The following is a 13,067-nucleotide window of genomic DNA, read 5'->3' as shown; positions in this document are numbered from 1 at the left end:
GGAGTGCCAACGGCTGCCCCTGCCTGTGCAGGAGGTAGGGCTTCGCAGGGGAGAATGTAGCCATGTATGTAGTTGTCTCAGCCCCATCCCCTCGCGGGGCCGAGGCAGCCCCATCGCCGGGACCTCCGGAAGCCGCGTCAGCTGTGCAGATGGCGGTGTTGCAACCCGCCGATGGGACAGGGGCCCCCGCGGGTGACGCAATCGCCGTCGGACAGGGCGACTTCCCCGCGGCGGTCCGCCACTTCGAGGGACAGAGCGTGCGGTGGGTGTGGGAGTCCACCCGCGCCTGGTACCCGGCCCTGCTGGCGGCGGGGATCAGTGTTGAACGCTGCCATGATCTGAGCCTGTCCCGGGAGATCCTCCGCAACTCCAGCTTCAGCGCCGACCTGCCCTACGTGACGGACCTGCGGGACCGAGCGGACGCACCGGACCAGCAGCCCGCCCGGCAGCTTCCGCCGCTCCCTGAACAGGCCGGCCAGTTCAGCCTCTTCGACACACCCAGCGCCCCCAGCGGTCCCGGCCCCGAGGCTGTCCTCGCAGAGTTCCGCCAGCAACAACAGGCAGTGTCCACCGGCAGCCAGCCCCAGCGGCTGGCGTTGCTGCTCGCCGCCGAGTCCGCCGGTGCACTGCTGGCCGCGGAGATGGAGGCGGCGGGGATCCCCTGGCGCCGCGACCTGCACGAAAAACTGCTGGAATCCGAGCTGGGTCCCCGACCCCGCGAGGGCACACGACCACGCGAGTTGGAGCGGATAGCGGGCGAGTTGCGCGGTCATCTGAACAATCCCGGGTTCAACCCTGATTCACCGCAGGAGCTGCTACGGGCACTCCACCGGGCCGGCATCGAGGTGACCAGCACCAAATCCTGGGAGTTGGAGCAGCACCACCATCCCGCGATCGAACCGCTGCTGCGCTACAAGAAGCTCTCCCGACTACTGACCGCCAATGGCTGGACCTGGCTTGACGCCTGGGTACAGGACGGCCGCTTTCGGCCCGAGTACGTCGTCGGAGGCGTGGTGTCCGGCCGGTGGGCCTCACGGGGCGGCGGGGCGCTACAAATCCCCAAACAGATCCGCGACGCCGTCCGCCCGGACCCCGGTCACCGGTTTGTGGTTGCCGACGCCGCCCAGCTCGAACCGCGGGTACTGGCCGCGCTGGGCCGCGACTCGGCGCTGGCGACGGCCGCCCGGGGGAAGGACCTGTATCAGGGGATTGCCGAGCAGGGCTTCGGCGACCGGGCGAAGGCGAAACTCGCCATGCTCGGGGCCATGTACGGAGCGACCACCGGCGAATCAGGACGTCTGATGCCGCAGCTGGCCCGCACCTACCCCCAGGCGATACAGGTGGTGGAGGGTGCAGCGCGCATTGGCGAAGCGGGCGGCGTGGTGACCAGTTATCTGGGCCGGGGCTGTCCCCCCGCGACGGATGCGTGGGTGGCCGCCCAGCAGACCGCCAGCGCCGATGAGCAACGCCGGGCGGACAACCTGGCCAGGTCGCGCGGCCGGTTCACCCGTAATTTCGTGGTGCAGGCCACCGCTGCGGAATGGGCGCTGTGCTGGCTGGCCGAGCTCCGCCGCGAGCTGCGCGCGGCGGCAGTGCCCGCTCCGGTGGACCAACTGGTGTTCTTCCTTCACGACGAGGTGATGCTCCATATCCCCGAAGCACAGGTCGACGAGGTCTGCCGCCTCGTGACGGCGGCGGCCCAGTCGGCGACCCGGCTCATGTTCGGCGACATCCCGATCGAGTTCGCCGTCAACGTGATGGTGGTGGACTCCTACGCCGATGCCAAGTGACAGCCCCTGGTTAGAGCGGCGCCGGAATCACGGCGGAGGCGTCCCAGGGAATGGTCCACCCGAGGTCATCGAACAGGCCGTCCAGCAGCATCGCGGTGAAACCCCACACCGTGACGTCACCGACCAGAAAAGCCGGGGTCGTCCACCTCACGCCGTTCCTGCTTCCGACGACCGACCGTCGACCCGCAGGATCAAGAAGGTCTGCGACCGGGAGGCGGAACACGTGTTCGGACTCCGCCTCGTCGACGGCGGTGACCGGTGATTGCCGGGTCCACCACGCCAGCACCGGGGTGACCAGAAAATTGCTGACCGGGAGCCCGGATTCCGGGAGCGGCCCGAGCACTTCGATGCCGCCCGGGTCGACGCCGGTTTCCTCCCGGGCCTCGCGGAGGGCTGCCGCAACCGGGCCGTCGTCGTCGTCATCGATCCGTCCACCGGGGAAAGCCACCTGGCCGGGATGATCGGTGAGCGACCCGGACCGCAACACCAGCAGGATGTCGAGGTCCTCCGGCACGGCTGACGCCTGGAACTGCGCGGGCCGGTCGTCGAGTGCACCAAACAGGATCAGGACGGCAGCGTGGCGCGCCGACGCCGGGTCGACGCCGCGCAGAGTCCCGCACAGGTCAGTGGACCGTGCCGCGAGGTCCAGCAGTTGTTCCCGGGCGCTCATGGTCCGAGGCTGTAGCCGGCGGCCTGCAGTTCGCGTCGCGTTGCGCCATCCTTCATGAGGCGCAGCAATTCTTCCCTGTCGGGTGCCAACTCGTATTTAAGCGCTTTGGTGGCCTTGACCGGGTCCACCTCGCCCTCGCCGTAGGCGGGGCAGAGCGTCGCCAGCGGACAGGCGCCGCACGCGGGCTTCCGTGCGTGGCAGACACGCCGGCCGTGGAAGACCACGTGGTGGGACAACTGGGTCCAGTCCTGCGGCTCGAACAGGCGGGCGACGTCGGCCTCCACCTTGACGGCGTCGTCGGAATCGGTCCACCGGAAACGCCGCGCCAGCCGCCCGAAATGGGTATCGACGGTTATCCCCGGGATGCCGAACGCATTGCCCAGCACCACATTCGCCGTTTTCCGCCCCACCCCGGGGAGAGTTACCAAATCCTCCAGCCGCGCCGGCACGACGCCATCAAACTCGTCGACCAACCGGGTGGACAGCGCCAGCAGACTCCTCGCCTTGGCACGGAAGAACCCGGTGGGCTTGATCAGCTCCTGCAGGAGTGTTTCGTCGGCTTCCGCCAGGCTGCGCGCGTCAGGGTAACGGGCGAACAGTGCGGGCGTGGTGAGGTTCACCCGCACATCGGTGGTCTGGGCTGAGAGCACTGTCGCGATGAGTAACTCGAACGGGTTCGTGAAGTCGAGCTCCGGGACGGCGTACGGGTATTCCTCCGCCAACCGCCGGTGGATCCGACGTGCGCGCCGCTTGACCGCCAGCGGCGAAAGGTCCGCCCCGACCGCGGGAGTCCTGCTGACCACCGCGCCTAGCCGTCGCTCGGGGCGCGCTCGATGTTGCTCAGGTCCCGCATGACTCCGACACGGCCGGTGCGCTTGTCCTGTACCAGGAATTCCTCACCGCGATCCTCGATACCCACTTCCCAGTCACCCGGGCGCAGGACGAACAGTTCCACCCCTGAGGCCTCGTCAACCACGGGGCGGGGGGTTCCTACCGCGAACCAGAACGCTTCGACGACGGGCCCCTCGTCCTCCGACTTGGTGGCCGAGATGGACTCGTGGTTTCCGCTGCCGCGGTGCTCCACCACCGGCTGCGCGGTGGTCGCTGCGGCTGCAGCGGCGGTGCCAGCGGCTGCTGCAGCGCCGGCTGCAGCGCCGGTGCTGGCGGCGGATCCGCCGGCGGTTCCGCCGGAGACGGCGTCCTGCCGGCCGGTGTCCGCCGAGGCCTGCTCCGCTGGGCGGGATCCGGCGTTCGTTCCGGTACCCCGGTCGGCGTCGCGCTCTGCGCGCTGGTCCCCGGTGGATTCCCGCTGTTCGGTGGAGTCCCGCTGCCCGGTGGAGTCCCGCTGCCCGGTGGAGTCCCGCTGCTCGGTGGATTCCCGCTGAGCAGTGGCCGCGTCATCGTTTCCGGCATTCGTCGGTCCGGTTGGGGTGGCCGCCCCGGTTGGAGTGGCCGTCCCGGCTGGTGCTGCTGAACGAGCTGGTTCCTCTTTGTCGGAGGACGACGTCGCCCCGGCAAGCTTCACTGAATCCGGCGACTTCGCCGAATCGGCCGACGTGGCGTAGGGGGCGAAGTCCTCGTCGGCGAACCGGGGGTAGCCCGAGGAGTCGGCGTCGGAAATTTCCTTGTCCTGGACCCCGGGAACCGCAGCGACCGAACTGTCGAGGTGGGCGTCGGGGGTGCTGCGGGATGGATCCGTGGCTGATGCTTTGGCAGCAGCTCCGAACCCGAGCTTGTTGCGCAGCGCACTGCCGGGCTTCTTCGGGGTCCCCGGCTGGCGGCCTTCCGCTGATGATCCCGCGGGTGACCCGGCGGCGGCGCCGGCAGCAGCGGCAGCACCTGTCCTTCCGGCTCCATCGCTCCACTGGGTGACCTCTTCGGCCGATTCCGACTGGGTAGCCGTGTCCGTGGGTGCCTTCGGTGCTTTGGGCGCTTTGGGCTTGGCCGGCAATACCTTCCGCGCCATGACATGGGCCTCGGCGGACGGACGACCGGCGAAGTCGACCGCAAAACCGGGCAGATGCGGTCCACCGACCGTCGCCGCCAGCATCCCGAGCGAACCGATCAGGCAGATGAGGGGACCGTAATGGAAGGAGGTGACGGTCTGCAGGAAGAAGAAGGCGGTGGCCAGCACGGCGACCACTGAGGCGAACTGGTCGACCGACAGGGAACCGACCCGCGTGTCCGTGCCGAGCCGCCGAGCCGTCAGCAGGCCTGCGGTGGCGATCGGCAGCACAATCCCAATGGCCAGGAAGAACAGCGAGGACGAGTTCCAGAGGTTGCCGAACCGCCCCATGGCTTCGAAGAAGGGCAGAACAGAGCCAATGAAGATGACCAGGACCGACCCCCCGATCACCGTTTCGCGGAGCGTGAACGGCCCCGCCACCGCCTCGCCGCCGGTCCTCCCGGTCTCGACGCGGGTGCTGCCACTGGTGCCGGAACTCCGGCCGGTCTGCGGATCTGTCATGTCGAAATTCCATTCGTCGCGGCGGCCGGGCAGGCCGCAGTCGCCAGCGTTCTCTTCTCGCACCAGCCTAGCCACCCCACCCCTCCTTCACTAGCCATTCGGCGGTGCGCCGACCCCGCGTCCCGCCGCTCACCGCAGAATCTCTGCCTTTCACATCTGGGAGTGTGAGCGCGCGCACATTTCCACCGCATCCCCGGTTAGTCTGATCAGCAGTATCGCGGTGCGGCGTGCCGGTTCGAACCGTCTGGCTCACCGCCCCAGAGAGATCATCGGCAGAAGAAGGGCAGAACATGTCGGAGAACACCCAGACCACCACCCAGGGCGACGCATTCGAGAACCTCCTCCTGGAGGAGCGCAGCTTCCCTCCGACCGAGGAATTCGCCGCCAACGCGGTGGCACAGCCGTCCCTGTACGAGGAGGGCAAGGCCGGCCCGGAGTTCTGGGCCGCCCAGGCGAGGGCACTACTGAGCTGGGATGAGGACTTCACCGAAGCCCTCGACTTCTCGGACGCACCGTTCGCCAAGTGGTTTGTCGGTGGCCGGGTCAACGCCGCCTACAACGCGCTGGACCGCCACGTCGAGGCGGGACGCGGAGACCGCGTGGCCATCCACTTTGAGGGCGAGCCGGGCGACACCCGCTCCTACACGTATGCGGAGCTCACCGAAGAGGTCAAGAAGGCCTCCAACGCCTTCCTGTCGCTCGGCGTGGAAAAAGGCGACCGGGTGGCGGTGTATCTGCCAATGATTCCCGAAGCAGTCATCACGATGCTCGCCTGCGCCCGGATCGGCGCCGTCCACTCGGTGGTCTTCGGCGGCTTCTCCGCCGACGCGCTCCGCAGCCGGATCGACGACGCGGAAGCAAAACTGGTGGTCACCGCGGACGGCACCTACCGTCGCGGCAAGCCCAGCTCGCTGAAGCCCGCCGTCGATGGCTCCCTGGAACGTGAGGGCCATACGGTCACCAACGTGGTGGTCGTCAAGCGCAACGGTGAGCCGGTCGAGTGGACCGAGGGCCGGGATGTGTGGTGGGACGACGTCGTCGGCACCGCCTCCCCCGATCACACCGCAGAGGGCCACGACTCGGAGCACCCGCTGTTCATCCTGTACACCTCGGGTACCACCGGGAAGCCCAAGGGGATCCTGCACACCACCGGCGGTTACCTGACCCAGACGGCCTTCACCCACAAGAACACGTTCGACCTCCGGCCGGAGACCGACGTGTTCTGGTGCACGGCCGACGTCGGCTGGGTCACCGGGCACAGCTACGTCGCCTATGCGCCGCTCGTCAACGGCGCCACCCAGCTCATGTACGAGGGCACACCCGACACCCCGCACCAGGGCCGCTGGTGGGAGTTGGTCGAGAAATACAAGGTGTCGATCCTGTACACCGCGCCGACAGCTATCCGGACCTTCATGAAGTGGGGCCGCGACATCCCGAAGAAGTACGACCTCAGCTCCATCCGGGTCCTCGGCTCCGTCGGCGAACCCATTAACCCCGAGGCGTGGATGTGGTACCGCGAAATGATCGGCGGCGGCAGCGCACCGATCGTGGATACGTGGTGGCAGACCGAGACCGGCGCGCACATGATCGCCCCGATGCCGGGTGTCACCCACACCAAGCCGGGCTCCGCTCAGGTGGCGGTGCCGGGCATCTCGGTGGACGTCGTGGATGAGATGGGGCAGTCGGTCCCCAACGGTTCGGGCGGGTACCTGGTGGTCCGCGAACCGTGGCCGTCAATGCTCCGTGGCATCTGGGGCGACCCGCAGAGGTTCAAGGACACCTACTGGTCCCGCTTCGACAACATGTACTTCGCCGGCGACGGCGCGAAACGCGACAAGGACGGCGACATCTGGCTGCTGGGCCGGGTGGACGACGTCATGAACATCTCCGGTCACCGGCTCTCGACCACGGAGATCGAATCGGCACTGGTAAGCCACCCCTCGGTGGCGGAGGCCGCCGTCGTGGGCGCGTCCGATGAGATGACCGGTGAGGCAGTGGTGGCGTTCGTGATCCTGCGTGGCTCCGCCGTCGACGACGACGACATCGTCACCACCCTGCGCAACCACGTGGGCAAGGAGATCGGTCCGATCGCCAAGCCACGCAACATCCTCGTGGTGCCGGAACTGCCGAAAACCCGCTCGGGCAAGATCATGCGCCGCCTGCTCAAGGACGTCGCCGAGGGCCGCGAGGTCGGCGACTCGTCGACCCTGTCCGACCCGACGATCATGGCCCAGATCGCGCAGTCCCTCAGGAAGTAGCCCCCCCGGCCCCACCCTTGACCGGGCACCCGGTGACGCGCCTGCAGGCGCCTCACCGGGTCTAGGGGACCGATCTGCCGGACCCACCCCCAGGGGAGGCCGGCGCGGGATGTGACCTGCATCCCGGTGGCGTGTGATCTTGTCCGGAATAGATGGCGTAGCCCCTCGGCCGCCGAGGACAATTTCCAAGCGTGTCTACTACTACTGCCCCCGCGATCCCCGGGCCGCCGCCAGCCGCCAACCGCAAGATGGCCAGGAAGTCCGCGGCCGCCTCGTTTGTTGGCACCACCCTTGAGTCCTACGACTTCTACGTCTTCGGAACGGCCGCCGCCCTGGTATTCAACCAGGTGTTCTTCACCTCCCAGGACCCGCTGGCCGGAACCCTGTCGGCGTTTCTGATCTTTGCGATGGGTTTTGTGGCCCGCCCGCTGGGTGCCATCCTGTTTGGACACCTCGGCGACCGGATCGGCCGCAAGAAGACCCTGATCTGGACCATCGTGCTGATGGGGCTGGCCACCGGTTCCGTGGGGTTGCTCCCGGACTACAGTGTGATCGGCGTGTGGGCTCCGATCCTCCTGACCGTCCTGCGGCTCCTGCAGGGGCTGTCCCTCGGCGGTGAGTGGGGCGGATCCATCCTGATCGCCACCGAACACGCCGAGCCGCGTAAACGGGCGCTCTACGCCTCAATCCCCCAGCTCGGCTCCCCGGTGGGCACCATGCTCATCTCGCTTGTGTTCCTGATCCTTGCGGTGGCTGCACCGGACGTCATGACCACCTGGGGCTGGCGCATCCCGTTCCTGCTCGCGTTCCCCTTCCTGGGTATCGCGCTCTACCTGCGGCTCGCCATCGACGAGACACCCGTGTTCAAGTCGACGGTGCAGACCCAGTCGCGCGCCAGCATCCCGTTCTTCGAGGTGATTCGCCGCCAGCCGGCAGCGATCGCCGTTGCCGCCGCCGCAGCCGTGCTCGGCATTGGCTCCTACTTCCTGATGGTGTCCTATACGCAGGCCTACGGTACCGAACGGTTGGGGCTGGAGCAGGCGACCGTCCTGAACGCCGCACTGATCGGCTCGCTGCTGCAACTGGCGACCATCCCCGCCTTCGGCTACCTCGCAATGAAGATCGGCTCAGCCAAGGTGGTGGCCGGTGGTGCGATCGGCACCGCTCTGATCGCGTTCCCGCTGTACTGGGTGATCAGCATCGCTGACGCGCCCACCTATACCGCCGCCATTCTGCTGGGCGGCATTCTGCCCACGGCAAGCTGGGCCGCGCTGGGCGGGTTGATGGCGGATCTCTTCGAGCCGCGCACCGGCTTCACGGCCCTCTCGTTCGCGTACAGCCTGGCAGCCATCGTCGCCGGTTTCGCACCCTCGATCACCCAGCTCCTCGGACAGGCCACCGACGGCGCCTGGTGGCATCCCGGTATTGTGCTCGCGGTAATGAGCCTGGTGACGGTAGCCGGCGCGCTCGCGGCGGTCCGCTTGCGCCGGAAGTCCCAGGGGGTTGAGCCTGCCGCCACCGTTGCGGCAGACATTAGCCACTAACCCCGCCCCGTGTCGGGCAGCCCGGGGGCGTGGGGCATAGTTAAGCCATGCCGAAGACCACCACGCTCCTGATCATCAACGGACCCAACCTCAACCTGCTGGGCACCCGTGAGCCGGCCACGTATGGGACCGCCACGCTGGCCGACGTCGAGGCCGTCGCCGCCGACGCCGCCGGACGGCACGGCTGGGCTGTGACCTGTGTGCAGTCCAACCACGAGGGTGAGCTGGTCGACGCCATCCACGCCGCCGCCGGCACCGCTGACGGCATCGTCCTGAACGCCGGGGCCTACACCCACACCTCGGTCGCACTCCGCGACGCGATCGCCGCCGTCGGCCTCCCGATGGTCGAGGTCCACCTCAGCAACGTCCACCGGCGCGAGGAGTTCCGGCACCACTCCTACCTCTCAGGCGTTGCCGAGGCGGTCATCGTCGGCGCCGGGATCAGCGGCTACCGGTTCGCCGTCGACCTGCTGATCGAGAAACTCTCGTCCGGATCCGCTGGTTAGAGCCCGATATAGGGGACGATAGGACCATGATCGACATCACACCCATTGACGGCGACCCGTTCGACGCCCCGCTCCTTGAGGTCAAAGACCTTGCCGTAACCTTCAGTACCACCTACGGTGACGTGACAGCGGTGGAGAACGCCAGCTTTACCCTGCGGCGCGGCAAGACCCTGGCGATTGTCGGTGAATCGGGATCCGGCAAGTCGACGACGGCGATGGCATGCATCGGCCTGCTGCCCTCGAACGGCCGCGTCACCGGCGGGAGCATCCAGTTCGAGGGACAGAACCTCGTGACGCTGCCCGAAGCCAAAATGCGCGCGATCCGCGGGCGGGCCATTGGACTGGTCCCCCAGGACCCGATGTCGAACCTCAACCCGGTCACCAAAATCGGCACCCAGGTGGCCGAGACCCTTCTGGTCCACGGAATGGCGACCAAGAAAAACGTGAAGGACCGCGTCATTGAGGTGCTCACGGCCGCCGGATTGCCGGACGCCGGCGACCGGGCCAAACAGTACCCCCATGAGTTTTCCGGCGGCATGCGCCAGCGCGCCCTGATCGCCATCGGAATGGCATGCCAGCCGCGGCTGCTGATCGCCGACGAGCCGACCAGCGCTCTCGACGTCACGGTGCAGCGGACCATCCTCGACCAGATCGACCAGATGACCGAGCAGTTGGGCACCTCAGTGCTGCTGATCACCCACGACCTCGGCTTGGCGGCTGAACGGGCCTCCGATCTCGTGGTGATGCACCGCGGCCGGGTGGTGGAGACCGGTCCGGCGCAACAGCTCCTCACCGACCCCCAGCACCCCTACACCCAGTCACTGGTCCGCGCGGCGCCCAGCGTGGCAGCCGTCCGCCTCCAGCCGGGAACGTACCACGCCGACGCTGCCCAGCGGGTCGAAGCCGCGGGCGCTGCGTTCGCCGAACACCAGACCGAGGCACCCACGGAAATCGCCGCAGCTGCGACAGCGGGCCGGAACATCGTAGAGATCCGCGACCTGACCAAGGTGTACAAGCGGCGAGGCAGTTCCGAGGACTTCTACGCCGCGAAGAACGTCACCCTGGATGTGCCCCGCGGCCAGACCGTCGCCATCGTTGGTGAATCAGGATCCGGGAAGACGACGACGGCGAGGATGCTCCTGAAGCTCATCGAGCCGACGTCGGGCACCATGACCTTCGACGGGATGGACGTGGGGACGCTGGATAAGGCGCAACTCGCGGACTTCCGGCAGCGGGTTCAGCCCATCTTCCAGGACCCCTATTCCTCGCTGAACCCGATGTTCACCATCGAGCGGATCGTCGAGGAACCCCTGAACGCTTACAAGCGGGGATCCAAGAGTGAGCGGCGGGCCCGGGTCCGCGAGCTGATGGACCAGGTGTCGCTGCCGCAGGCCGCGCTGCGCCGGTACCCGTCGGAGCTCTCCGGTGGGCAGCGGCAGCGTGTCGCCATTGCCCGTGCGCTGGCGCTGAAGCCCGAGCTGATCATCTGCGACGAGCCGGTCTCCGCGCTCGACGTCCTGGTGCAGGCCCAGATCCTGAAACTGCTCGGCGATCTGCAGGCTGAGCTCGGCCTGAGCTACCTGTTCATCTCGCACGACCTGGCTGTGGTCCGTCTGATCTCGGACTACGTCTGCGTGATGAAGGACGGCGAGCTGGTCGAGGCGGCGAGCTCCGAGGAAGTGTTCCAGAACCCGCGCCACCCGTACACGAGGAAGCTGCTCGCATCGATCCCCGGCAACGAACTGAACATCGCCTAGAACTGCCCTGATCAGCGCAAGACCCCCGGCACCGATGGTGCCGGGGGTCTTGCGCTCCCTTTCCGTCCCGCTACTTTTTCCGGGTCTTGGGATCCAAAGACTCGCGCAGCGATTCGCCCAGGAGGGTAAAGCCCAGGGCTGTGACGGCAATACAGATACCCGGCAGGAAGGCGAGCTGCGGCGAATTCGCCAGTTCAGCCTGCGCGTAGGTGAGCATCCGCCCCCACTCGGCCGTTTGCGGTCTGCCACCGCCCAGACCAAGGAATGACAGCGCTGCGGCATCAATCACCGCGGTGGCGAGGGTCAGGGTCGCCTGGACAATCACCGGCCCCACACTGTTGGGCAACAGGTGGCTCATGGTGATGGTGGAGCGGCTCAGTCCAAGCGTCTGGGCGGCAAGGATGTAATCCGAGCCCCGCTGGGAGAGCATCGACGCCCGAAGTAGCCGCGCAAAGATGGGCACCTGTGAGACACCGATCGCGATCATCACCGCGTAGGGTCCCTGGCCGAGGATCGCCGCGATACTGACCGCGAGCAGAAGGTTCGGCACCGAGAGCAGGATGTCCACGAACCGCATGATGACGCTGTCCACCCAGCCACCGAGGCCGCCAGCAAGCAGCCCCAGGATCATGCCGCCCACGAGGCCGAGCGCGGTCGAGACGACGCCGATCAGCAGGGACGCCTGCGCGCCCCAGATCAGCTTGCTGAGCAGGTCACCACCGAACCGGTCGAGCCCCAGCGGGTAGGCGTCAAGCTCACCGGGCCCAGGGATGTTGGTGGGGGTGATTTCCGTCCGGCCCGGCAGTTCGTCACCGCCAAACGGGGCTAGCACCGGCGCCAGAATAGCGACCAGCAGGAAGAGTCCCACAATGACGGCCCCAGCGATGGCCTGCGGGTTCTTCTTCAGCCGCCGGAAGGCGTCTTTCCAGAGGCCGGTCCCGGCGCCGTCGGGAATCGTCGGTTCGGCGGGTGTCGGCCCACCGCCGGCGGACGGAGGCAATGTTGTACTCAACTCACACGCACCCTTGGGTCGATGATGCTGTAGGAAATGTCAACGATGAGGTTGATCACCGCGTACAGGATGGCAATGATGATGATGAATCCCTGGAGGACCGGATAGTCGAGGCCGAAGATCGCGTCACGCAGGAACCTGCCGATCCCGTTGAAGGCGAAGACCGTCTCGGTGAGCACTGCACCGGAAATCAGCAGACCCACCTGCAGTCCGATAGTCGTGACCACCGGGAGCATCGCGTTGCGGAGGATGAAACGGTTCCGGATGGTCTTCTCCATCAGGCCCTTGGCGCGGGCGGTACGGACGTAATCGGCGTTCTGGACCTCGAGGACCGATGCCCGGGTGATCCGCACAATGATCGCGAGCGGAATGGTGCCCAGGGCGATGCCCGGCAGGATGAGGTGCTGAAACGCATCCCAGGCCGCATCCCATTCACCGGTAAGGATGCCATCCAGTACATAGAAGTCGGTCACATGGGTGGCGTCCATCCGGGGATCCTGGCGTCCGTCCGGAGGGAGGATGGGCCATTGGATGGCGAAGAGGTACTTCAGGATGAAAGCCAGGAAGAAGACGGGGACGGTGATACCGAGCAGGCTGAGGACAACAGAACCGTGATCCACGAACCGGCCGTAGTAACGGGCGGCCACGTATCCCAGCGGGATACCGATGCCGATCGCGAAAATCAGGGCAACGATGGTGAGTTCGACGGTGCCGGGGAACCGGGTGGCGAATTCCTCGAGCACGGGGCGACCGGTGTTGATCGAGGTACCGAAGTCACCCTGCAGCAGCTTGCCCATATAGGTGAAGTACTGGGAGATGATCGGCTCATTGAAGCCGTAGAGCTCATTGACCCTTTCCACCGCTTCAGGGGTGGCCCGTTCGCCCAGCAGTGCGGTGGCCGGACCGCCGGGAAGATTGCGTACCCAGAGGAACAACAGGATCGACAGGCCGATCAGAGTGGGTACCAGCAGCGCAAGGCGCTTACCAATGACGCGTAGCACGGGGTCCTTTCAGGAACGGATCAAACACTTGTCCAACGAACAACAGGAGAGCCGGGCCTTGT

General features: G+C 66.9%; 10 protein-coding genes. 5 read left to right on the top strand and 5 right to left on the bottom strand.

Translation table 11 applies throughout. The features are described from left to right. Window positions 1-62 precede the first annotated feature (62 nt). Window positions 63-1,790 (top strand): bifunctional 3'-5' exonuclease/DNA polymerase, encoded by a 1,728-nt coding sequence (locus H4V95_RS03190; protein WP_209728733.1) that lies wholly within the window; start codon window positions 63-65, stop codon window positions 1,788-1,790. A gap of 10 nt (window positions 1,791-1,800) precedes the next feature. Here H4V95_RS03190 and H4V95_RS03185 read toward each other — a convergent pair whose 3' ends face one another. Genes H4V95_RS03185 through H4V95_RS03175 form a run of 3 tightly spaced genes read right to left on the bottom strand, consistent with a single transcriptional unit; the run spans window position 1,801 to window position 5,002 of the window. Next, entirely contained in the window at window positions 1,801-2,460 is a 660-nt protein-coding gene (locus H4V95_RS03185; protein WP_196865402.1) for a CoA pyrophosphatase, read from the bottom strand. Continuing rightward, window positions 2,457-3,263 carry an endonuclease III gene (gene nth, locus H4V95_RS03180; protein ID WP_209728731.1) on the bottom strand — a complete coding sequence of 269 codons (807 nt, stop codon included), beginning with the start codon at window positions 3,261-3,263 and terminating at the stop codon, window positions 2,457-2,459. The genes H4V95_RS03185 and nth overlap by 4 nt, the downstream gene beginning before the upstream one ends. A gap of 5 nt (window positions 3,264-3,268) precedes the next feature. Further along, window positions 3,269-5,002 (bottom strand): hypothetical protein, encoded by a 1,734-nt coding sequence (locus H4V95_RS03175; protein WP_209728729.1) that lies wholly within the window; start codon window positions 5,000-5,002, stop codon window positions 3,269-3,271. A 215-nt stretch (window positions 5,003-5,217) separates the two neighbouring features. On the opposite strand from H4V95_RS03175, the gene acs reads away from it, so the two are divergent. The 4 genes from acs (at window position 5,218) to H4V95_RS03155 (ending at window position 10,992) form a co-directional block, all read left to right on the top strand. Then, window positions 5,218-7,185, top strand: coding sequence for an acetate--CoA ligase (gene acs / locus H4V95_RS03170; RefSeq protein WP_209728726.1), 1,968 nt, complete (start codon window positions 5,218-5,220; stop codon window positions 7,183-7,185). Between the two features lie 191 nt (window positions 7,186-7,376). Next, window positions 7,377-8,729 (top strand): MFS transporter, encoded by a 1,353-nt coding sequence (locus H4V95_RS03165; RefSeq protein ID WP_209728724.1) that lies wholly within the window; start codon window positions 7,377-7,379, stop codon window positions 8,727-8,729. Between the two features lie 47 nt (window positions 8,730-8,776). Then, window positions 8,777-9,235 carry a type II 3-dehydroquinate dehydratase gene (gene aroQ, locus H4V95_RS03160; protein WP_209728722.1) on the top strand — a complete coding sequence of 153 codons (459 nt, stop codon included), beginning with the start codon at window positions 8,777-8,779 and terminating at the stop codon, window positions 9,233-9,235. Between the two features lie 26 nt (window positions 9,236-9,261). Next, window positions 9,262-10,992 (top strand): ABC transporter ATP-binding protein, encoded by a 1,731-nt coding sequence (locus tag H4V95_RS03155; protein ID WP_209728720.1) that lies wholly within the window; start codon window positions 9,262-9,264, stop codon window positions 10,990-10,992. Window positions 10,993-11,062: 70 nt separating this feature from the next. Here the strand turns inward: H4V95_RS03155 and H4V95_RS03150 are convergent, their stop codons facing one another. Continuing rightward, entirely contained in the window at window positions 11,063-12,004 is a 942-nt protein-coding gene (locus H4V95_RS03150; RefSeq protein ID WP_209728718.1) for an ABC transporter permease, read from the bottom strand. Then, window positions 12,001-13,005 (bottom strand): ABC transporter permease, encoded by a 1,005-nt coding sequence (locus H4V95_RS03145; RefSeq protein ID WP_171585744.1) that lies wholly within the window; start codon window positions 13,003-13,005, stop codon window positions 12,001-12,003. Before H4V95_RS03145 ends, H4V95_RS03150 begins: the two co-directional genes overlap by 4 nt. Window positions 13,006-13,067 lie beyond the last annotated feature (62 nt).

The sequence above is a fragment of the Arthrobacter sp. CAN_C5 genome (assembly GCF_017875735.1).
GTDB lineage: Bacteria > Actinomycetota > Actinomycetes > Actinomycetales > Micrococcaceae > Arthrobacter_D.
This window is presented reverse-complemented; position numbering and strand designations above follow the sequence as displayed.